The sequence below is a fragment of the Baia soyae genome (assembly GCF_004341445.1).
Lineage (GTDB): Bacteria > Bacillota > Bacilli > Thermoactinomycetales > Thermoactinomycetaceae > Baia > Baia soyae.
In genome coordinates, this window is sequence record NZ_SLXV01000001.1 from 1 (window position 1) to 20,123 (window position 20,123).

Annotated in this window: 18 protein-coding genes; 7 read left to right on the forward strand and 11 right to left on the reverse strand. The window is 41.8% G+C overall.

Annotation, left to right across the window (positions count from 1 at the left end; genetic code table 11):
• Positions 1-6 precede the first annotated feature (6 nt).
• The 3 genes from EDD57_RS00005 to EDD57_RS00015 all read right to left on the reverse strand — a co-directional run bounded on the left by EDD57_RS00005 (position 7) and on the right by EDD57_RS00015 (position 3,714).
• On the reverse strand, positions 7-1,863 hold the full coding sequence (locus EDD57_RS00005) for an FtsX-like permease family protein (RefSeq protein WP_131847087.1): 1,857 nt from the start codon (positions 1,861-1,863) through the stop codon (positions 7-9).
• A 175-nt stretch (positions 1,864-2,038) separates the two neighbouring features.
• Positions 2,039-3,019, reverse strand: coding sequence for a sensor histidine kinase (locus EDD57_RS00010; RefSeq protein WP_131847089.1), 981 nt, complete (start codon positions 3,017-3,019; stop codon positions 2,039-2,041).
• A complete protein-coding gene (locus EDD57_RS00015) occupies positions 3,016-3,714 on the reverse strand; it encodes a response regulator transcription factor (RefSeq protein WP_131847389.1) in 699 nt (232 codons plus the stop codon). Before EDD57_RS00015 ends, EDD57_RS00010 begins: the two co-directional genes overlap by 4 nt.
• A gap of 109 nt (positions 3,715-3,823) precedes the next feature.
• On the opposite strand from EDD57_RS00015, the gene EDD57_RS00020 reads away from it, so the two are divergent.
• From EDD57_RS00020 to EDD57_RS14255, 3 genes are all read left to right on the forward strand, one after another.
• On the forward strand, positions 3,824-5,155 hold the full coding sequence (locus tag EDD57_RS00020) for an anti-phage deoxyguanosine triphosphatase (RefSeq protein ID WP_131847091.1): 1,332 nt from the start codon (positions 3,824-3,826) through the stop codon (positions 5,153-5,155).
• 97 nt (positions 5,156-5,252) lie between these two features.
• Positions 5,253-6,047 (forward strand): transporter substrate-binding domain-containing protein, encoded by a 795-nt coding sequence (locus EDD57_RS00025; RefSeq protein ID WP_131847093.1) that lies wholly within the window; start codon positions 5,253-5,255, stop codon positions 6,045-6,047.
• 39 nt (positions 6,048-6,086) lie between these two features.
• Complete coding sequence (locus EDD57_RS14255; protein ID WP_165873604.1) at positions 6,087-6,236, forward strand: hypothetical protein; 150 nt, start codon at positions 6,087-6,089, stop codon at positions 6,234-6,236.
• A 176-nt stretch (positions 6,237-6,412) separates the two neighbouring features.
• Here the strand turns inward: EDD57_RS14255 and EDD57_RS00030 are convergent, their stop codons facing one another.
• The 6 genes from EDD57_RS00030 to EDD57_RS00055 are packed head-to-tail and all read right to left on the reverse strand — an operon-like array spanning position 6,413 to position 14,837.
• Positions 6,413-8,236 (reverse strand): IucA/IucC family protein, encoded by a 1,824-nt coding sequence (locus tag EDD57_RS00030; protein WP_131847095.1) that lies wholly within the window; start codon positions 8,234-8,236, stop codon positions 6,413-6,415.
• A 14-nt stretch (positions 8,237-8,250) separates the two neighbouring features.
• Entirely contained in the window at positions 8,251-9,585 is a 1,335-nt protein-coding gene (locus EDD57_RS00035) for a lysine N(6)-hydroxylase/L-ornithine N(5)-oxygenase family protein (RefSeq protein WP_131847097.1), read from the reverse strand.
• Positions 9,575-10,162: a GNAT family N-acetyltransferase gene (locus tag EDD57_RS00040; protein WP_279388923.1), complete on the reverse strand. Its 588-nt coding sequence runs from the start codon at positions 10,160-10,162 to the stop codon at positions 9,575-9,577. The genes EDD57_RS00035 and EDD57_RS00040 overlap by 11 nt, the downstream gene beginning before the upstream one ends.
• On the reverse strand, positions 10,113-11,963 hold the full coding sequence (locus EDD57_RS00045) for an IucA/IucC family protein (RefSeq protein ID WP_131847099.1): 1,851 nt from the start codon (positions 11,961-11,963) through the stop codon (positions 10,113-10,115). Before EDD57_RS00045 ends, EDD57_RS00040 begins: the two co-directional genes overlap by 50 nt.
• On the reverse strand, positions 11,947-13,464 hold the full coding sequence (locus tag EDD57_RS00050; RefSeq protein ID WP_131847101.1) for a pyridoxal phosphate-dependent decarboxylase family protein: 1,518 nt from the start codon (positions 13,462-13,464) through the stop codon (positions 11,947-11,949). Before EDD57_RS00050 ends, EDD57_RS00045 begins: the two co-directional genes overlap by 17 nt.
• The gene (locus tag EDD57_RS00055; protein ID WP_131847103.1) at positions 13,461-14,837 is read right to left on the reverse strand and encodes an aspartate aminotransferase family protein; all 1,377 of its coding nucleotides are present in this window, start codon (positions 14,835-14,837) and stop codon (positions 13,461-13,463) included. The genes EDD57_RS00050 and EDD57_RS00055 overlap by 4 nt, the downstream gene beginning before the upstream one ends.
• Before the next feature lie 215 nt (positions 14,838-15,052).
• Here EDD57_RS00055 and EDD57_RS00060 point away from each other — a divergent pair, with 215 nt between their 5' ends.
• The gene (locus tag EDD57_RS00060) at positions 15,053-15,601 is read left to right on the forward strand and encodes a nitroreductase family protein (protein WP_131847105.1); all 549 of its coding nucleotides are present in this window, start codon (positions 15,053-15,055) and stop codon (positions 15,599-15,601) included.
• A gap of 69 nt (positions 15,602-15,670) precedes the next feature.
• Here the strand turns inward: EDD57_RS00060 and EDD57_RS00065 are convergent, their stop codons facing one another.
• Positions 15,671-16,084, reverse strand: coding sequence for an organic hydroperoxide resistance protein (locus EDD57_RS00065; RefSeq protein WP_131847107.1), 414 nt, complete (start codon positions 16,082-16,084; stop codon positions 15,671-15,673).
• A gap of 172 nt (positions 16,085-16,256) precedes the next feature.
• Between EDD57_RS00065 and EDD57_RS00070 the strand changes: the two genes are divergently transcribed.
• Positions 16,257-16,697, forward strand: coding sequence for a MarR family winged helix-turn-helix transcriptional regulator (locus EDD57_RS00070; RefSeq protein ID WP_131847109.1), 441 nt, complete (start codon positions 16,257-16,259; stop codon positions 16,695-16,697).
• Positions 16,698-16,767: 70 nt separating this feature from the next.
• On the opposite strand, the gene EDD57_RS00075 is transcribed toward EDD57_RS00070, so the two are convergent.
• Positions 16,768-17,694: a DMT family transporter gene (locus EDD57_RS00075; protein ID WP_131847111.1), complete on the reverse strand. Its 927-nt coding sequence runs from the start codon at positions 17,692-17,694 to the stop codon at positions 16,768-16,770.
• Between the two features lie 193 nt (positions 17,695-17,887).
• On the opposite strand from EDD57_RS00075, the gene zwf reads away from it, so the two are divergent.
• On the forward strand, positions 17,888-19,435 hold the full coding sequence (gene zwf, locus EDD57_RS00080) for a glucose-6-phosphate dehydrogenase (protein WP_131847113.1): 1,548 nt from the start codon (positions 17,888-17,890) through the stop codon (positions 19,433-19,435).
• Positions 19,436-19,448: 13 nt separating this feature from the next.
• Positions 19,449-20,078, forward strand: a complete 630-nt coding sequence (locus tag EDD57_RS00085) for a cyclase family protein (RefSeq protein WP_131847115.1) — start codon at positions 19,449-19,451, stop codon at positions 20,076-20,078.
• The last annotated feature ends 45 nt before the right edge of the window (positions 20,079-20,123 follow it).

Sequence of the window (20,123 nt, forward strand, 5' to 3'; positions counted from 1 at the left end):
GACAAGTTAGCCACCTCTTTTTTGGCGTTTGTATATCTGGCTTCCATTTTTAGACTGGCTCAGTGAGATAGAAAATAGTTTTAAGACACACCCTAATGTCTGAATACCAGCAAAGAAGAGTGGGATGTAGAAGAGAAGCGCGATTTGCTTGGTTGCTACGTTTCGCATTTCTTTATTGCTTAGTCCCATTCTGGATAAGCCATGGTAATACCGTTGATCATGTCGCAAGTCTGTAAATAGCTTGAAGTAGAGGAAGCTTGCTGTGAAAATGAGAAAGATGGCAACGTTAAATAATCCGATTAACATTGTAAAATTGATTCCTTGTTTAAAGAGTTGGAAATCCGCGGCCCGTGTTGAGAAGTCGCTATCCAGTTGCTTGTTTCCATAAGTGGATTGGTACCAGCTTTTTAATTCCATCCCGATTTTAGCTTCGATTGAGTTGGATGAGATGATGTCCTTCGGATTGGACCAACTAGGGATCGCATATTGGTACGTAACCACTTCATCTGCAAGCAATGATAAAGTGGGTTTTACTTGTGCATAGGTTTGATCGCTTACTATGACAAGATTATAGGTCCCGAATATAGTTTGTTCTATTTGTTTTTTAATCTGGAGGGTAGGGAGTCCAGATTCTTTAAATGATAGATGCTGTAAATCTTTTTCGGGCTTATTTTTGCTCACCGTGGAGCTGATTAATAGTGCTTCATTTGGCTGTAGGGAGATGCTCGGTAGAGAAAGTGATTTCGCTAAGTTTACATAGTCAGATTGTCTTGTGAGAAAGAAGATTCCTTTTGTGTTTGTAAACGGAGTGATCATTCTCTTGTTCGAAATTTTTTGGTGCTCTGTTTTTTGTTGATGGAGAGTTTGTTCTATTTTTTGCATGAGTTGTGTAGTCTTCTGCCCATTTTCCCCATGATAGTCAGAGTTAACCGTGAAAGCAAATGGCATTTTAGTAAATTCTTGATGACTCTGTTTCTGTACCCCTAAGATCAACCCGGCAGAGGTACATGACATAACCGTTACAACGGTAACGATGAAGAACATGCGAGCATTATCTTTTAATTTGTAGGCCATTTCGGATATCCATAGTAAGTTAAGTCCGCGCCAGTAGTAGTGACGATTCTTTTTCAATTGACGAACGATGAGTACCGTTAGTTGAGTGAAGAAGAAGTAGAGCCCGATAATATCAAATGGGATTGCTAAGAGTGGCAGGGATCCCTGTAGAAGGAAAACCGATATCAAAAGGGTGACTACGGATAGTAGTGCTAGCCAGATCGATACTTTTGGCTCTTTTTTTGGTTTAATCGTTCCTTTTATTATTTCGATTGCTTTGCTCTGACGGATGAAGACGTTTGTCATAATGGAAATGATGACAAAGAGACTCATGAAGGCAGTAGCTGTGATCCAGATGGCTTTCATGGATAGATATGTGTGTAGTGGTTTCATATCTAAGATATGGGAAGCGATCATGAAAAATAGTTTAGAAAATAGGAATCCTGTTGATATTCCCGTGATAACAGCGGCTGTACCGATGATCAAGTTTTCTAGAAAGATTAAATAGTTTAGTTGTTTTCTCTGTGCTCCTAAGATGGTTAGGACTCCGAATTCCTTAAGACGTGCTTTGAGAAAATCGCTTAGAGAAAACATGACAAATAAGATGGAAAAGGTGAAGATTACATAGGAGGAAAGCTTCATTCCAATTGATACAAATCCACCTAATGGAGCATTGGAGATTTCGGGGTGGAAGATGAACATAAGGTATGTAAAAAAGGTCATGACCGCAAATGAGCTACTGAGAAAATAGGCGATGTAGGTGTATATATTTCTACGTACGTTATAAAAAGCGAACTGTCGAAAATTCATGATGTGTACTTACTCCCCTCTAGGATGACTGACTAGTTGATGTTTGTTTCTAGTCTTAAATATAGAGGGAAATGAGGAGAGCTACTATGTAATTAGATTAATATTTGCTTACTTTTCTGTAAGATGATGTGGAATAGAACCCCCTCCAGTTTGAAAGGGGTTCTATTCCACATTATCAGACACGATCAAAGATAAGGAGCACCGTTGTCCCTACTCCGACTTCTGATTCAATTACCACTCTATGATTTAGTTTTTTACAGATTTCCCGTACTAAGTACAAGCCCATTCCTGTAGATTCTTGATACTCCCTACCATGTTCTCCAGTGAAATAAGGATCAAACACACGACGTAAATCTTGCTGGGGAATCCCGATACCCTGATCGCATACTTCCAACATTAAAGTGCTCTCCGCTTGTTTTACCTGAAAGGCAATTTTTTGCCCTTTTCCAGCGGAGTATCGAACTGCATTGGTTAATAATTGATTTAAGATAAAGCCCAGCCATTTTTCATCACTATAAACGGTGAGATCATCTGGAACTTGAATGTCAGGATATACTTTATTCCGGATAAAGAGGCGTCGATTCTCTGAGATCACTTTTTTGACCAAGGATGCTAAGGAGATCGATTTTACATGGAAATCATGCTCAAATTCATCTAGGCGAGAAGCGTATAGTACCATGTCGAGGCCTTTTCGGAGACGGTCTAACTCTTCTTGGATGCTTTTACTCTGCGGGTTATCATCATCCTGAACCGTTAGATGGATTACAGAGATGGGTGTTTTCATCTGATGAACCCATTGGTTAATAAACGTAATGTGATCCTGTAATTTTTTCTTATAGTGAATGATTTCATCTTGATAGCATTGGAATTGCCTCTCCATTAAATGATCCAATGCTTCTGGAAGCGGTGAGTCCCCCGATTTTTGCATTGCATCATCTAAGGCATCGATCGTTTGGGACATACGGCGATAAAATGTTTTGTGATTGATAAAGCGTTGCAGTAAATAAGCCGTTAAGAAAAATAGGCTTAATCCCATGGAGTAAAAGATGATCGGCAAATGCTTATAGCCATCTAGCCAGTAGAGTAGTGGAAATAAAGCCATCTGGATAAAGTAGAAGACCAACAACGGGATATGTTCACGAAAAAATAACCTCATGCTTCCTTGCTCCATGTTACTTTTAGCATGTAACCAGAGCCCCTTACTGTTTCAACTGCTTCTTGGATACCTAGATCCCGAAACTTCTTGCGCACACGGGTTACGTAAACATTTAATGTATTATCATCAATAAAGTGTTGGTCATTCCACAGCCGATCTAATAGTTGATCTCGACTCACCACACGCATCTTCTTTTCCATGAGTGCTTCTATTAAAATGGCTTCTTTTTGGCTTAACTCAACACTTTGATCTTTTAGTGTAAGTAACATTCGTTCAGGATATAAAACTAGACCCTCTACCTCTACGGTTCGCTCCCCTTGATTCGCATACGTTCCATATGCTCTACGCAGGGCACTGCGGATTTTTGCTAGTACGATTTCATAGTGAAATGGCTTTGTAATATAATCATCGGCTCCATTTTCTAAAGCCATCACTTGCTCCATACTCCCTTCACGAGCACTGATGAAGAGAATAGGGCATTTGGAGGTCTGACGAATCTGTCTGCACCAATAGAATCCGTCAAAGCTTGGCAGATTTAAATCCATCAGTACGAGATGAGGCTGCATTCTCATAAATTCTTCGGTAATTTGGTTAAATTGAGTTGCAATTTCTACTTGAAATTCATAGCGAGTTAGGTGGTCTTGTAAGAGTTGAGCAATTTTCGGATCGTCTTCTACAACCATAATTTTGTACATCAAGTTCGTTCCCTCTTTTCTGTTCATGGTACAATCAATAAAAATATTTGACTTGAGAATATAAAGAAACCAACATGTAAATTATTAAGAAAAATAGGGGTGTATAGGAATGATATTGGAACGTAATGAGTATAACACATGTTATCAAACCAGTGATTATGAGCGCCGTGGTCCTTCTAGTATGAGTAGTATACCCGATGCCCGAGATCCGTTTGAAAAAGATTATGGCCGAATTGTTCACAGTGCAGCATTTCGGCGATTACAAGCGAAAACGCAAGTAATCGGCTTAGATGTAGGTGATATTCATCGGACTCGATTAACACACTCGATGGAAGTGGCACAAATTGCCCGGGGAATTGTGATTCATCTCAATGAGAATAATGCTGTATTCCAAGAAAAGAAAAGTTTAGATGCTTCACTCGTAGAAGCGGCCGCCCTTGCTCATGATTTGGGGCATCCTCCTTTTGGACATCATGGAGAATACGCCTTGCATGAATGCATGAAACCTTATGGTGGCTTTGAGGGGAATGCTCAAACCTTTCGTATCTTAACCCGATTAGAAGGAGATAAAAAGCTAGGATTGAATCCGACTCGGGGCTTACTGATGTCTATTTTAAAGTATCCAATCCTGCTTAACAAAGCGATGGCAGATGTTACAGATCCAGCGCTAACCCAGCATCCTCCCAAAGCAAGTGCCTACCAGAGTGATCAAGAAGCCTTTGATTGGATGTTAGCTCCTTTTACTACGGAAGAACGTGCTTTTCTAACTCGTACCAAGGAACTGCCGAATGGATATCTAAAAACAGTACATAAACCATTAGAATGTTCCATTATCGAACTTGCCGATGATATCGCCTATGCGACTCACGACCTCGAAGATGCTATTAATCTCGGCTTTTTGCGGGTGGAGGAATTAGTTGATCTAGTACAAGTATTCCTCAAATACAATAAAGAACCCGTTCTTCAGCAAGCCATTTCTGATTTAAAGCAATTGGAATCAGATCGAGACAGTTTAAAATACCAACTAAATCGAGTCTTTGGTGCTATTATTTCCACATTTATTCAAAATTTAGAAGTGCATCAGCTTTTTTCTGCGGACCAAGTTCCTTCGATGAGAATTTCTCATATCGTTTCGATGCCAGAAGATTTACAAGCTATCTTGGAGAGCTTCAGCCAAGTTGTCATGGATCGGGTTATTCATTCACAGAAAGTGCAGATGGTTGCCTTTAAAGGCCAGCGCATGATCCATCAACTTTTTGAAGCGATGATGAATAATCATCTACTCCTTTCTGAAAATGATCGCATCTTGTATCAACAAGTTTCTTCCGATTCCGATCGCGCCAGGGTGGTTTGTGATTATATCGCAGGGATGACGGATTCGTTTGCTACTAAGATGCATGCACGCCTATTTGGTCATAGTCGAAGCTTTTTTGATCACTAGAGTTGACAGCTATTCGAAAGGGGCGTAAGATTGTTCTTTGTAAAACCTTAAATTCATATTAATATACTAGGGATTAGCTTTTTAGGAGGATACGAGAATGAAGAAGTGGCTTTTAGGTGTAGTGTTGAGTTTTTCAATGGTGGTTACCGGTTGTGGTGGTGGCCAAGGAGAAAAAGCAACAGGCACTGACCTTTACGATACAATTAAAAAACAAGGGTTTATTACGATTGGAACAGAAGGCACCTATAAACCTTTTAGTTATCATGAAGAGAAAACAAATGAACTAACAGGTTATGATGTAGAAGTAGCCAAAGAAGTGGCCAAACGTTTAGGCGTTCAAGCGAAGTTTCAAGAGATTCCTTGGGATGGTATGTTGACAAGCCTTCAAACGAAAAAGATAGATCTTGCTGCGAATCAAGTAGGGATTAAGCCGGAACGAAAAGAAAAATTTGATTTTAGCCAAGCGTATACGATTTCATTTGCCCAAATGGTGGTTGCGCAAGATAACAATACGATTAAAGCAATTGCCGATGTAAAAGGGAAAAAAGCAGGTCAGACGCCAACTAGTAACTATGGAAAGATGGCAACGGATGCTGGAGCAGAGATTAAGGCATATGAAGATATGATGACGGCTATGCGTGACGTGGCGGCGAAACGAATTGACTTTAGTATGAATGATCGTTTGGCGATTGCTGAGATGATGAAGACAAATAAGTTGCCGGTTAAAACAGTGGGTGAACCGATGGAACGTGCAGAAAGTGCGTTTCCAATTCCGAAAGGGAATTCTAAGTTGTTAGAAGCGGTGAATAAGGCGATTGATGAGATGAAGAAAGATGGTACGTTGGAGAAGATTTCGAAGAAGTATTTTGGTGAGGATGTATCGAAGGGGTAAGAACATCTATAGCTTAACTACAATAGGATGCACCGGGGCATGTATCTGCCCACAACTCAAATAGTGAGCCTGCAAGGATGTGGAAAAGCAAGTCCGCTCCGTCCTTCTTCGCTTCGGGCAAGTGGCAAAACTCGCAAAGAACGCTCAAACATTGCCACAAAACGCCCTAGCTACGAAGGACTGCGCTAAGCAGGCTCACTAACATCGCAGTGGTCAGATACATTGCCCCTAGTCCATTCTAATTTACTGGTTAACATTAGATTTGTTCTTTAGTAGAGGGTGTAAATAAAGAAACGTGTGCGGGAAGTCGCACACGTTTTTTGTTATTCAAGCTTTGAGTAATTCTAGACATTCCTTTATTTCACTTACTGATTGATTGCCACCATCGCCAACGGGTTGCGTACTTTGCCAAACTCGGATGCATGAGGGCGCTCGGCATCATCGCCGTATCCGTAATCGAGCATCCGATTGCGGTTGAGGCATAGTTTGGTAAACTCAGGTCGCAATAGATCGAAGACTTCAAAGCGCTCTTCTAGTTGTGGGAAGCGTTTTTTATAGGATTCAATTACGCTTCGTACTTCTTTCCAGAAGCATTGCTCACTCCAACCGGTATGTGCTTCTAGTAGTTGCCCTAGATAGCGGAAGTGGCAAACGAATAGCCCGGTAAAGATAAACTGGCATAATCCTTCTGGCTCTTCGCTTCGTAGTACTTGGCGAAGTTCGTCGGAAAGGGTTGCAAGTTCTGGCAATGGGTATTTGCTGACGTTTACATCGTCCACGAAGTCCTTAATGGCTAAGCGGTGTGGACGGTGGTCCTTTAGTACTAGGATCGTGTTTTGTCCGTGTGGGGAGAAGACGACCCCGTATTGATATAGATAATGTAAGAGTGGAGGGAGAAGGACGGCGAATAGTTCTTTCATCCACTCCTCTACGGACAGACCTGATTTCTCGATTAGGGATTGAATGAAGGGTTTCCCGCTCCCATCTACATAGAGAAGGGAAGCTAAGGTAATCGGTTGTTCGCCTTCATCAATCAAGTTATAGATGCTTTCTCGCCAGATACAGCCGAGTAGCTCTAGGTATTGGTAAGGGGAGCCAGCGATTTTTTCAAAGTACGGGTGGCTGAGATTGATACTTGCGTTTTCACCAGGTAGAATTACTCGATGCTCATCATGTAAGAAGGTGTCATGACGATAGATGTTTTGGATATACGTGGTGATCTCAGGCGCTAAGACCGTACGCTCACTTGGGAGCCCGCGGTAAACGAGCGTGTTTAGGATGCTCATTGGCAGTTTTACATGGTAGCGATCTTTTCGGGTTATGTTGACAAAGGTACGTATGGATTGTTGCGGTAGGTACTCGTCTGTACCACGACCCATCGGGATGATGACGTGGGTTGCGATTTGCTCAGCAAACATTTGAATCAGGTATTGATCCCATTGCCATTCATGTACCGGCATAAAAATATAATCATCCGTCAGATGTCCATCTTGAACGAGTTGGTTTTTCCACTCATTAGCAAGCTCTGCTCCTATTTCCTCTTGAATGAGGGCTTCTAAGTCAACCTGTTCGACGAAGCGAAGGTCAGTATGATCTTTGCGAACGGCAATCCATAAAAATGAAGTGGCTTGTTGCTGTTCGGGTGCATATGTGAGGTAATCTTCATAGCTAAAACCAATTCTTCCCTTGTTATAAGTAATCCAAGGATGCCCTTCCATCATGCCTTCTAGATCGGAGTAGTCTAGTGCAGTCAGATCAAGGTCTTGCTTGGTTTTCTTTTTATGAAGAATATGAGCATCTGCGATCAGGGTTTGTTGATATTCACGAATCAAGTGAGCCGCCGTTTCTCCAGACATCGGGATCGTTGGTTGTAGCTCATATAGAAATTGTAATGGGTTGGTAGCTGTAGTGGTGGTATCTCCCTGCACACGTTTGATAGAGGAGGGGATGACTTGATAGCTATCAAATAAATGCTTCGTCGCTTCATAAGTGTAAATGACTTGATTCGCAACTTCTAATTCATATAAATAGGATTTTTGTTTCATATCATAAGAAATTTCTTTTGGTTGAATGATGTCTTCATACATCATTTCGGAAAGCATCTTACTTAGCAATCGTACAGAAACTTCTTCCCAGACGGCTGGGGTTAGGATTTCTTTTATGTTTTGGATAGATGGATTGATTGTCATCGTTTTTCTCACCTCTAAATGTAGCTAGGAACACGAGCTGTGCCGAATTGTTGAAATACATTTTTCTCTTGTACAGGATACACTTCAGAACCAAGCAAAGAATTAATGATGACCGAGTTTCGATATGCTCCTAATCCTAGATCGGGTGCGCCGATACCATGACTATGAAGCTCTCCATTTTGAATATAGATTCGATTGTTTTGACAGCCCTGTGTCGCAATTTGATAATCCTCTTGGATGATGGGACGCTGTTTTTCATCGCGCTGGATGTATTCGCCAAAAGGATGAAGCATGAGATCCACTTGAGAGGCATATCCAGTTGAAAGGATTACCACGTCGCTCTGATGAGTGGAGCTAACTTCCTGTTCGGTATGGGTGAGCTTTAATTCGTATGTTCCGTCAAACCGTGGTTCGATCGATTCTAATGTGGTCATAGCTTGTAAGGTAACAGGAACCGATTGTCCGCCTATGGTGCGTTCGTAATATAGATCATAGATATCTGCAATCGTGGAGGCACTAATTCCTTTATAGAGCAAATCTTGCTTGCTTCTTCGCTCATCCTTTTGTTCTTGGGATAGCGAGTAAAAATAACGAGTGTAATCAGGTGAGAAGTGCTCAAGACCCAGCTTTGAATACTCCATAGGGAAAAATCCATTCGATCGGGTATACCAGCTTAGTTCATAGGAATGATTCGTTTGGTCTTGGAAAAGGGTTAGAAACACTTCTGCCGCACTTTGTCCCGAGCCAATAACCGTAATCTTCTTCGCTTCTTGGCATCGTTTCTGTCTTTCGAGAAACAGGGAAGAATGGAAAATATCTTGATCCGAGAATTGTTGGAAACGCTCATCGATGATCGGAGCGGTTCCGATACCGAGAACGAGGTGCTTACAACGTAGAAGTTCGATCTCTTTACTCTTGGTATCTCGCACACAAACCTCATAGTAGTTTTGCGATGGATCTTTTTGTTGATGAAATTCAAATCCGATTACTTGCTGTCCAAATTGACAGCTGTTTAATTGCTTCGAAACCCATTGACAGTAATGACTATATTCCTTACGAGGCACGTGAAAGTGTTCTAAGAAATAAAAGTGATAAAGACGCTTTTGATGGCGTAGATAATTCAAATACGAATAGGGACTTGTCGGGTCTGCCATGGTAACGAGGTCGGCTAAAAAAGGAACTTGTAAGGTCGTATTTTCGATTAATAAACCAGGATGCCAAGCGAATTCTGGTTTTTGTTCGAGAAATAAAGCATTTACCTCTTTTACAGGGTCTAATAAGGCCGCCAACCCTAAGTTAAAGGGTCCGAGGCCGACTCCAATCACATCATACAGAGTGTTAGATTGCATGGATATCGTGCCACCTTTGTCTAAATTCATTTCGATCACAGAAGAGAAGAGCCGCTTCCTTACCAGGTAGGGGAATTTTCTTCTGAAATTGGAACCCACATTTTTCAAAAACATGAATCATTTTCTTATTTAAAAAGTTGGGTTCCGCAACTACTTTCTCTGTCTCAGCGTTTTCAAACAGGAGTTTGGTAATCGCACGTAATAAGGGAAGCGCGTATCCTTTTCCCAGATACTGAGTATCCCCAATGAGAAGATGGACTCCTTGATCAGCTGGATGATACTCATAGCTATTTTCAAGGATGTCTCCTTTTACCCAGTAAGTCTCCCAATAGCTCGTCGGCACTCCATCGATCAACCCGATATGGAGACTGTGATGGGGGTCTTGGAGAAATTGTGTTAAGTGCGTGTGATACGCTTCGCGTGAGATGTTTAGATTCCAGTAAGGAATCACATGTGGCTCTTGATGCCACTGATAGAGCATCTCGAAATCAGCTTCCAATTCAACAGGGCGAAATGAAATTTCTTTCTCAATTGCCTGATCCCAAATGATTTGACGGGGTAACTGGTGTTTGACCAACGGAACTGTCTCCTTTCCAAAGCGGATTTGGAATCATGGTATAAATGGATTGGGTGTCTAGTGAACCAACAAGCTCGTCCATCTCATAGAAACGGGTTAGGTAATTGGCTTTACAAGGTAGCTTTTCATGCTCCAACAGACTCGTTAAGAATTGAGAAGAAGGGCGATCATGAACACGCCATGCTTGGAGACTTTCACGTAGATCAGAGAGTAGAATCTCTTCTTCGATTAAGCCAGCATTTCCAAATGCTTGAATCAATCCAAACATGTGATTGTAGATGAGATAGTATCGGAAACGTTCATCTGCAACGTCATCGGAACACATGGTTTGGCTTAAGATACTTACGTCTGGAATCAACTTTTGTAATTCTTTAAACATCGATTCTGCGTAATAGTATCCTTGGTTATCGCGATAGAAAAACTTTACAGGATACCCGGCCATGGAAAGTTGTACTAAGCTATTTTGCTGATGAGCCTCTAGTGCGATCCCATGATGCAAATAGAGATCAAGCATCGGTTCGAGCGAGATTCCGAGATAGCGCTGGAACCATTTTCGGCTTACCTCTGCTACCGATCGTTGCTCAATCTTAGCCAGATTTTCGATAATCTGCTTCATTCGGGAGCCTTGACCTGGATAGACGTCTTGTCCTAAACCAGCGATTAAGGTAACTTGTTGGTTACATCCTGAGATAAATGGATTGGAACGTAGTGTGATTTCAAACCCAGATTCTTCTTCAGTTGGATGTTTTACCGTGATGAAAGCTGGATCTGTGATGATGTGGAAGTCTGGATAACGGTCGTGTAAATCACTACCAATAGAGCTTTTTACGATCCTGGAAACTTCTACACCCCGCTCTAATTCTTTATATTTGTTTACTCGCAAGGAGTTTGTAATTTGAATCGGAACAGACCCTTTGATCATAAAGCGAGCTTCTGGATGATACAAAGTGCGTAATGAAGAGGTTGCTTGGTATGCTCTGCCAATGGTTCCTAGATCATGAATCATTCCGTTTAAGATAGCGGACTGCACCCATTCTTGCTTGAGTAGTTGCTCTGCTTGCAATGGATGAATGGGGATAATCGAAAAATCATCATTTTCTTGGCAATACGTATTTTTCCACTCTTCGGAAATCGCTTCATCATTGCGTAATTCTTGTTTGATACAATCGGTTGCGCTTTCGACTAGACTCGATTTTTCGAGTACAAGTGAGTGATGAACACGGAAGTAGTGGAGTGCAAACTCTCCTTTTGTCTCAGGTGCATAACGAACTTGCTCTGATTCATGTAGCCCTTGTCTACTTTTGGGTGTGGGATGGAGGAGATGTCCCACTATGAGTGATTGTTCTGCTTCGATAAAGCTAAAATAGGTCTGTGTAAGCGACTCCTGATCCATCGAACGGTTTTCAATAAACTGGGCCATCAGTTGCTCGCTTTGCAAGATTCGCACAAGTAGATCACTTGGAATGGAGCCAACTCCCTCTAATGCAGCCGCCTCTTTGGCCAGCAAGGTAGCTAACCACACAAAATCTAACTCTTCCATCTTCGAATCCCTTTCCACATAGAGAGGGAACGCGAAGAGATGTCGCCCTGTCTGTGAAACATAGGAGGTAGGCGCGAAAATAGTAAAGCCAATTGATTTTAGTGGAATTTCAAAAATCGTTTCCACGTTTTGATTCATTGCGATGGAAGGAGATAGACAATGACGATCGATAATCGATCCGATTTGGGTCTCACGTAAAAAGCAGTTTAGCAGGTTTTGCATGCTGTGTTGCTGAGCGATTTGTCTATTTGGTGATTGCATGTACGATAAGTCCTCCTTCTAATTTCTTCCCGATCTTCGTTATTTCGGTTAATAGTGCTTGGATGTCAGATCGTTTGGTTCGTGGATTTAATAAGGTAAATTTGAGATAGACATGCCCCAGATACCTCGTTTTTGCTATGACAGCTGAGCCAGATTGCAAGAGTGCTTGTCTAATTTGGTAATTCAATTCATCTAGCTGAAGATCAGAGTAGCTTTGATTGACACCATTATATCGAAAAACAATAGCCGTTATTTCCGGATTTGGATTAATTATTTCAAAGGAAGAATGCTGAGCTATATCGTGTGCTACCTCTTTTGCTAGATCAATCGTGGTTTCAATCATCTTAGGGAACTGATTTTCTCCTAATACCTGCAAGCTAACTAATAACTTACACGCATCAAAGCGGCGAGTGGTCTGTATCGATTTATTTACGAGATTCGGCACGCCCTGCTCTTCGTCATCTTCTGGATTTAAATAGTCCGCATGAAGGCGAATGAATTGGAAATGCTCCTGATTACGTAAAAGAAAAGCTCCACAGCTAATAGGTTGATAAAACAACTTATGAAAATCGACTGTGATGGAATCCGCTTGAGAGATGCCAGCTAGTTTGGTAGATTCTCGCTCGCTTAAGATTAAAGCTCCGCCATATGCGGCATCCACATGAAGCCATATCGAGTGTCGCTTGGCAATCTCAGCAATTTGAGCCAGAGGATCAATGCTACCAAAATCAGTGGTTCCCGCCGTTGCTACGATAGCAAATGGTTCTAAGCCTTCATTAAGTAAGCGTTCAATGGTCTCCTGTAGATGAGGAATTGACATTCGTTGATGCTGATCGACTGGAATCGGGATAACAGATTGAGAACCGAGTCCTAGCAATGCAGCTGATTGTTGAACGGTAAAATGGGCTCTCTCCGAGCATAGAATTCGTAGTTTCGATGCTTCTGGAGGCAACCCTTTTTGTTGGATATTCCATTTCCATCTTGACTCAGCATAGTGATCGCGGGCTAGATGGATGCCCATGAAATTTGATTGGGTTCCTCCGCTTGTAAATACGCCATCGCTTGTTGGGTGGTAGCCGTATCGCCTACATAACCATTCAATCATTCGATTTTCGATAAAGGATCCCACAGAGCTCTGATCCCAAGAATCCATCGACTGGTTAGTGGCCGAGATAAATTGTTCGGCTGCTAAAGCAGGGATCAAAGGTGCACAATGGAGATGGGCAATCGAGCGTGGATGATGAACGGCGATAGAGTGCTTTAGGACGTTTTGTGATAGCTCGAAGAGGGCTTTCGTTAAAGGAAGTCCCTCTTTTGGATAGATCTCAATTTGCTCTACCATTTCCTTTAATTCGGAAATGGTAGCTCCGCTATATGGTTGTGAAAGTTTGGCGAACTGTTCTTCAATGGCGACTCGGGTCGTCTCGGATGCTAAATTTTGATTGATGATGGAACCTACTGAATTATTTAGGAACCAATGATCCCAATTTTGTTCTTTCATGAAATCGTTACCTCCTGACGTGGAGAAAGCGTTTTTTCTGCTGCGAGAACGGCTTCTCCAAAAATGTTCGTAATCTCTTCAATCTGCTCGGAAGTAATGATGAGTGGGGGCAAGAATCGTACAACGCTACCATGACGACCCCCTAACTCTAAGATTAACCCGCGATTGAAACACTCTTGTTGAATGAGACGCGCTAGCTCTGGACGAGCTGGATAGCTTCCTAAATGATCAGGAGACTGATTAAAGTTGACGATTTCTGCTCCAACCATGAGACCTTTTCCACGAACCTCCCCGATTGAATTCGTTACATCTTGGATGAGGTGTAATTTCCCTCGTAGAAGCTCGCCCATCTTCTCGGCATGCTCCGCAAGGTTGTTTTCACGAATAAAGCGAATCGTCGCAAGTCCAGCGGCCATCGCCATCTGATTTCCACGGAATGTACCCGCATGAGCTCCAGGATTCCACTTATCTAGTTCCTCTCGATATACCACCACAGCTAATGGTAAGGAACCTCCGATTGCTTTTGATAAGACGAGTACATCTGGTTCGATTTCAGCATGTTCAAAGGCAAACATTTTACCGGTTCTGCCAAAACCAGTTTGAATTTCGTCCACAATCATGGGAATATGATGCTTCTTTGTTACCTCGCGCACATGTCTAGCCCATTCATCTGGAGCAGGGATCGCGCCACCTTCACCTTGTACCATTTCCAAAATGAGCCCTGCTGGTTGAGTGACGCCCCGTTCAGGATCATCTAAAAAGCGCTCTAGGAAATGTTGATGAACTTCTACGCTTTTGTCTCCTCCGATGCCGAAAGGACAACGATAGGGATAGGGATACGGAAGGAAATGAACATCAGGCATCAGGCCGGGGATATCCTCCTTAGCCCCCAAGTTCCCCATTAAACTAAGTGCTCCATGAGTCATCCCGTGATAGCCACCCTGAAAAGAGAGAATGGAGCGTTTTCCAGTAGCGGTTTTGACAATCTTTAGAGCCGCTTCAACTGCATCCGTCCCAGCTGGGCCACAAAATTGGATTTTGGCATTCTGAGCAAATGAGGGAGGGAGCACAGAATATAGCTCTTCGACAAATTCATCTTTAATCGGTGTCGTAAGATCTAATGTATGTAGGGGATATTCGCATTGAACGGTTTCTAAAATGGCTTCTTGGACAACGGGGTGATTATGACCAAGCGCAAGTGTACCTGCACCTGATAGACAATCATAATAAATTTTTCCTTCTACATCTGTGATCTGAATCCCTACTGCTTTCTGGATCGCAATGGGAATTCGTCTGGGATAGGAGCGAGCATTCGATTCACGAATGGATTGCCGATCTAAATAATGTTGATTGTTATATGTATTAGAACTCATAGAGATGCCTCCTAAAAGGTAGAAAATGATTATGAGAATCATTATCATCGTGGATACGATCTCACTATAGCCTAGGAAAAATTGTTTGTAAATATGTTTTTATTAAAAAAATAAATTGACAGTGATAATCACTATCAATTAGATTAGAGGTAACCGAAATACACCTGAATTCACTCAATCAGAAAGCCCGATTGTTTAATAGGAGGACTAAAACAGTGATTACTACTTCCATTATGCAAATTATACAAGAAAGACGAACAATTCGCCAATTTTCCAATCAACCATTAGAGATCGATACGATTCGAGACATTATTGATGTGGCTCGATGGGCACCTCATCATGCAAAAACGGAGCCTTGGAGACTGATCTTATTCCACGGTGAACAACGCCAGCAGATTATTCATATGGCAGAAAAAACGTACACACATTTATCTGAAACGGCGTTATCCGCTTTTATTTCATACCTTAAAACGGTTCCTGCCTTTTTGGTTGTGGTGATGGAGCAAAGAGAGAATCGGAAACATTGGGAAGATGATTTATGCGCCACTTCTACTTTGATTCAAAACATACAACTGGTCGGTTGGGAGAAGCAAGTAGGAATGGTTTTGAGAACATATGGCGAGCAGATGACGAGTCGGATAAAAGAGTATCTAGGTGTGCATCAAGATGAAAAAATAGTTGGTATTTTGCAAATGGGATATTTTGATGATGCCCCAATAGCGACTCAGCGTAAATCGGTAGATGAACTTTTGACGATCATGTAACACAAACAAATGAGATAGAAAGGCTGTAGACAATGTTTTTTAAGACATTGTCTACAGCCTTTTCTTTGATTAAACTACTTTTAATTCTACTTCGATATTTCCTCTAGTTGCCTTGGAATATGGGCAAACTTGATGAGCTTCTTCCACTAACATTTTTGCTTCATCTAATGATACGCCAGGAACGTGAACTTCTAAAACCACACTTAGGCCAAATCCAGAAGCATCTTTTCCGATTGTTACATGAGAAGTAACCTCTGTAGTGCCTACTTTAACTCGCTTTGTACGAGCAACTAGATTTAGGGCTCCATCGAAGCATGCTGCATATCCTGCGGCAAATAATTGTTCAGGGTTGGTTCCTTCTTTTCCTGATCCGCCTAATGCTCTAGGCATTTCAATTTTTAAATCCAATTGCAAGTCATCCGTTTGAATTTTTCCTTCTCTTCCTCCAGTTGCTTTTGCAACAGCCGTATATAAATTTTGCATATATCTCATCCTTGTCATTTGTATTTTGTGAAATTAAATTTCGTAAAATAAATATAACATAAGCCGTTATTTCGTGTCAACATAATTATGTGTAATTGTATTTTGTATAATTTAGTTGGTTGTTGTAATAAAATGGGTTACAATATAGAGAGAATGAATATGGAGGTACAGTATGAATATAGAAAATCCGTTGCTACTATCCAATCAGATGTGTTTTTCAATATACGCCTGTTCCAGGGAATTTACGAAGCTCTACACACCTATTCTCAAAGAGTTAAAAATCACTTACCCTCAATATCTGGTTATGATTGCCTTGTGGGAACATGAACCTTTATCGGTAAAACAGTTAGGCAACCAACTTTGTCTAGATTCAGGTACATTAACACCACTACTTAAAAGGCTGGAAGAGGCCCAATTAGTTATCCGTAAACGGTCTCAAGAGGATGAGAGAAGTGTGCTTATTTCACTAACAGAGAAAGGGATTGGATTAAAAGAAAAGGCTGAATCCATCCCTTCGCAGATTTTCGAAAAGACAGGCTTAACACCGGAACAATTTGAAGAGTATAGTCATAACTTTAAAGAGTTATTTGCAGCGCTAACCAAAAAGTCATAAAAAAACACCCCCTTCTAAACGCGTTTTAGAAGGAGGTGTTTTTTATGACCATCAGCTAACGTAATATTCTTCAATTCGTTCTCACCCTCGGTTTTGGATCCTTCGCTGTGGCTACTTTTTTATTCATCAACCAAATACCTAAAATAATCACAACGGAGCCCACCAATTGCAGTTGGTTTAAGGATTCATGTAACCAAATGATAGATAGACCAAGACCCGATATTGGGACGAAAAACATAAACATGGCTGTAGAAGTAGGTCCAATGCTTTTTACTCCGTATGAAAAAAAGAAGTTTGCGAGCACAGTAGGGAAGATGGCAGTGTAAAGTTGGACGATCCAAAAGCTTGTATCCACTTGTTCCCACGATACCTGGGAGTATTGAGGGAGTGCAACTAATACTAGCAAGATTCCACCGAAGATAAGTGCGTAGGAAGTGGCAACTAATGGGTGAACTTCCTCAAATACAGTCCGTCCAATCATCGTATAGACAGCCCAAGAAGCTGAAGAACCGATAAACATGAGATCGCCCCATAGACGAGCTTGATCGAGAGAGCCTGAAGCCGTTGAAAAGAAGAAAATGGCCGCTCCGCTTAGGGCTAGGACGAGTCCGAGTATCTGTGAAATCGGTTGCCGCTGTTTTAAGAGAAAATAGGCGAGACAAGCTGTAAGTACGGGGCTCATTGCTGGAATGATAACCGCTCCATCAGAGGCTTGTGTGTGGGATAGTCCAACGAAGAAAAGCCAATTGTAAATGGATATGCCACATATCCCCATGAGGAACAATTTTCCAAGGTTCTTCTTACTTACTTTGCGAGGGTGCTTGGTTTGGATGATGAGGAAAAGTCCACATATAATGGCGGATAATCCAAAACGAATCGAAGCCGAAACAGGTGCTTGTACAGAGTTAATGGCTATTTTGGAGGTTACAAATGAACTTCCCCAAAGAATCATATTTGCGAGTAGCATGAGGTAAATGGTTTGTTTCTTAGATAGCATAATTCCTCCATTGAAAATTTCGTTTTTCGTAATAAACACATTATAAACTACAGAATGTTTTTAGACTAGATAAACATATTTTTATCATTTGTCCCTTTTTCCTGATACAATTACTATTTAGCATGGCTACATATTCCAAATGATCTAACACATAATAAATCCAACGATGAAGTAGTTGTGAGGAGGATTCAAAATGGGGATCGAAAGAAAAACCGAACCTTTTACCCTTGTCATTTTTGGGGCTACTGGTGACTTAGCCAAGAGAAAGCTGTTCCCTGCACTTTATAGTCTTACTCAAAATGGGTTATTACATGAGCAATTTACGGTTGTAGGTACAGGGCGTTCTGAAATATCGACTGAGCAGTTTCGCCAAGATCTTCGCCACTCAATTGAGACTTTTTCACAGAAGGAAATGGACTCAGAATCGGAGTGGGAGAAGTTTGCACAGCGCTTCTTCTATACCACCTCGGATGTGCGAAATCCAGAAGGATACCAATCGATCAAACAGATTGTAGAAGAGGAAGAGTCCAAGTGGAACCTGCCGGGTAACCGCCTATTTTACATGGCAATCGCACCTGACTTCTTTGGAACTGTAGCAATCAACTTAAAAGAGTCGGGATTAACGACGACGCCAGGCTGGAAACGACTCATTATCGAAAAACCAATCGGGCATGATTACGAATCCGCTAAAGAATTAAATGAACAAGTGAAGCAGTCATTTGCCGAAAATGAAACGTATCGAATTGATCACTATCTTGGAAAAGAGATGGTCCAAAATATAGAGGTGATTCGGTTTGCTAATACGTTATTTGAGCCTCTATGGAATCATCAACATATTGAAAACATCCAAATTACCGCCGCGGAAATCGTAGGTGTAGAAGAGCGTGCAAGTTATTACGAGGAGGCGGGGGCTCTTCGAGATATGGTTCAAAATCATATCCTTCAAATGCTCATGATTGTAGCGATGGAGCCCCCAAGCCGCTTAAAAACGGAAGCGATCCATGATGAGAAGGTAAAAGTTCTTCGTTCGCTTCGCCATATACAGCCAGAGGAGGCGGCGAAGTACGTAGTGCGCGGGCAATATGGGGCAGGGATGATAGGAGAGAAAGCGGTTCCGAAGTACCTAGATGAAAAGGGAGTAGACCCTCATTCACAGACAGAGACGTATGTGGGAGCTAAGCTATATGTAGATAATCTTAGATGGGCTGGAGTTCCTTTTTATGTGCGTACGGGAAAGCGAATGTCAGAGAAATCAACAGAGATCATCGTCCAATTTAAAAATATGCCCCCAAATCTCTACTTCAATCGCGAGAATACATTAGAGCCGAACCTGCTTATCATCAAGATTAATCCGCAAGAAGGGATTAGTTTTGTTTTAAATGCGAAGAAATCAGGGGGGATTCAAGGATTAGCTCGTATTGAAATGGAGTACTGTAACAATTGTATTGATGCATCTCCAGAGGCGTATGAATCCTTAATTCACGATGCGATTATGGGAGACTCTACTTACTTTGCTCACTGGGATGAAGTCTCCTTGGCTTGGAAATTTATTGATCCGCTTGAACAAGCATTTAGAGAGGGCCAGGTCTCGTTAGAAACATATGAGAGTGGGTCTTGGGGGCCAAAATTGGCAGATGAGTTGCTCGAAGCAGAGGGTCACCATTGGTGGTCAGTTGGAGCAAATAGAGATACAGAAACGATTCCAGCATATGAAACCAAAACCAAAAAGCGATTGAAATAGGAGGAGAGCTAATATGAAAGTATATGATGTAACGATGGCGATCAGCGAAAACATGCAAGTCTATAAAAACAAACCAGAGAAGAAGCCTTCGATTCGCGTGGTTCAAGATTTTGATAAAGCTACTGCCCGCGAGTCTAGAATCGAGATGGATGTTCATACCGGAACCCATATTGACTCCCCACTACATATGTTGCCTGAAGGTGGGACGATGGAGACATTATCACTCGAAACATTAATCGGATCGTCTAAAGTCCTTGATATGACTCATGTAACAGATGGAGTGCGTAAGCCAGATCTAGAAAAACACGAGATTGGTGAGGGAGATTTTATCCTACTTAAAACGCGTAACTCGATGGAGGAAGAGTTTAACTTTGATTTTATCTATCTGGCAGAATGTGGTGCGAAGTATCTCGCTGAAAAAAAGATTCGTGGCGTAGGGATTGACGCGTTAGGAGTAGAGAGAGCACAACCTGGACACCCCACCCATAAAACGTTGTTTCACGCGGGGGTTCTCATCATAGAGGGGCTTCGTTTAGCAGAAGTACCTGAGGGAGAGTATTTCATGGTTGCCGCACCTCTGAAAGTGATGGAGACGGAAGCAGCACCTGCACGTGTATTATTATTTGAAGGGATTCAAGATTAGATTCGCGATATATGCCGGCAGGACTCGCTCATTCATTGGAGCAGA

Excerpts from the sequence above, each read along its gene's own strand:
- EDD57_RS00005 (WP_131847087.1), bottom strand. The coding sequence starts at position 1,863 with ATGAATTTTCGACAGTTCGCTTTTTATAACGTACGTAGAAATATATAC.
- EDD57_RS00010 (WP_131847089.1), bottom strand. The coding sequence starts at position 3,019 with ATGAGGTTATTTTTTCGTGAACATATCCCGTTGTTGGTCTTCTACTTT.
- EDD57_RS00015 (WP_131847389.1), bottom strand. The coding sequence starts at position 3,714 with ATGTACAAAATTATGGTTGTAGAAGACGATCCGAAAATTGCTCAACTC.
- EDD57_RS00020 (WP_131847091.1), top strand. The coding sequence starts at position 3,824 with ATGATATTGGAACGTAATGAGTATAACACATGTTATCAAACCAGTGAT.
- EDD57_RS00025 (WP_131847093.1), top strand. The coding sequence starts at position 5,253 with ATGAAGAAGTGGCTTTTAGGTGTAGTGTTGAGTTTTTCAATGGTGGTT.
- EDD57_RS14255 (WP_165873604.1), top strand. The coding sequence starts at position 6,087 with ATGTATCTGCCCACAACTCAAATAGTGAGCCTGCAAGGATGTGGAAAA.
- EDD57_RS00030 (WP_131847095.1), bottom strand. The coding sequence starts at position 8,236 with ATGACAATCAATCCATCTATCCAAAACATAAAAGAAATCCTAACCCCA.
- EDD57_RS00035 (WP_131847097.1), bottom strand. The coding sequence starts at position 9,585 with ATGCAATCTAACACTCTGTATGATGTGATTGGAGTCGGCCTCGGACCC.
- EDD57_RS00045 (WP_131847099.1), bottom strand. The coding sequence starts at position 11,963 with ATGCAATCACCAAATAGACAAATCGCTCAGCAACACAGCATGCAAAAC.
- EDD57_RS00050 (WP_131847101.1), bottom strand. The coding sequence starts at position 13,464 with ATGAAAGAACAAAATTGGGATCATTGGTTCCTAAATAATTCAGTAGGT.
- EDD57_RS00055 (WP_131847103.1), bottom strand. The coding sequence starts at position 14,837 with ATGAGTTCTAATACATATAACAATCAACATTATTTAGATCGGCAATCC.
- EDD57_RS00065 (WP_131847107.1), bottom strand. The coding sequence starts at position 16,084 with ATGCAAAATTTATATACGGCTGTTGCAAAAGCAACTGGAGGAAGAGAA.
- EDD57_RS00070 (WP_131847109.1), top strand. The coding sequence starts at position 16,257 with ATGAATATAGAAAATCCGTTGCTACTATCCAATCAGATGTGTTTTTCA.
- EDD57_RS00075 (WP_131847111.1), bottom strand. The coding sequence starts at position 17,694 with ATGCTATCTAAGAAACAAACCATTTACCTCATGCTACTCGCAAATATG.
- zwf (WP_131847113.1), top strand. The coding sequence starts at position 17,888 with ATGGGGATCGAAAGAAAAACCGAACCTTTTACCCTTGTCATTTTTGGG.
- EDD57_RS00085 (WP_131847115.1), top strand. The coding sequence starts at position 19,449 with ATGAAAGTATATGATGTAACGATGGCGATCAGCGAAAACATGCAAGTC.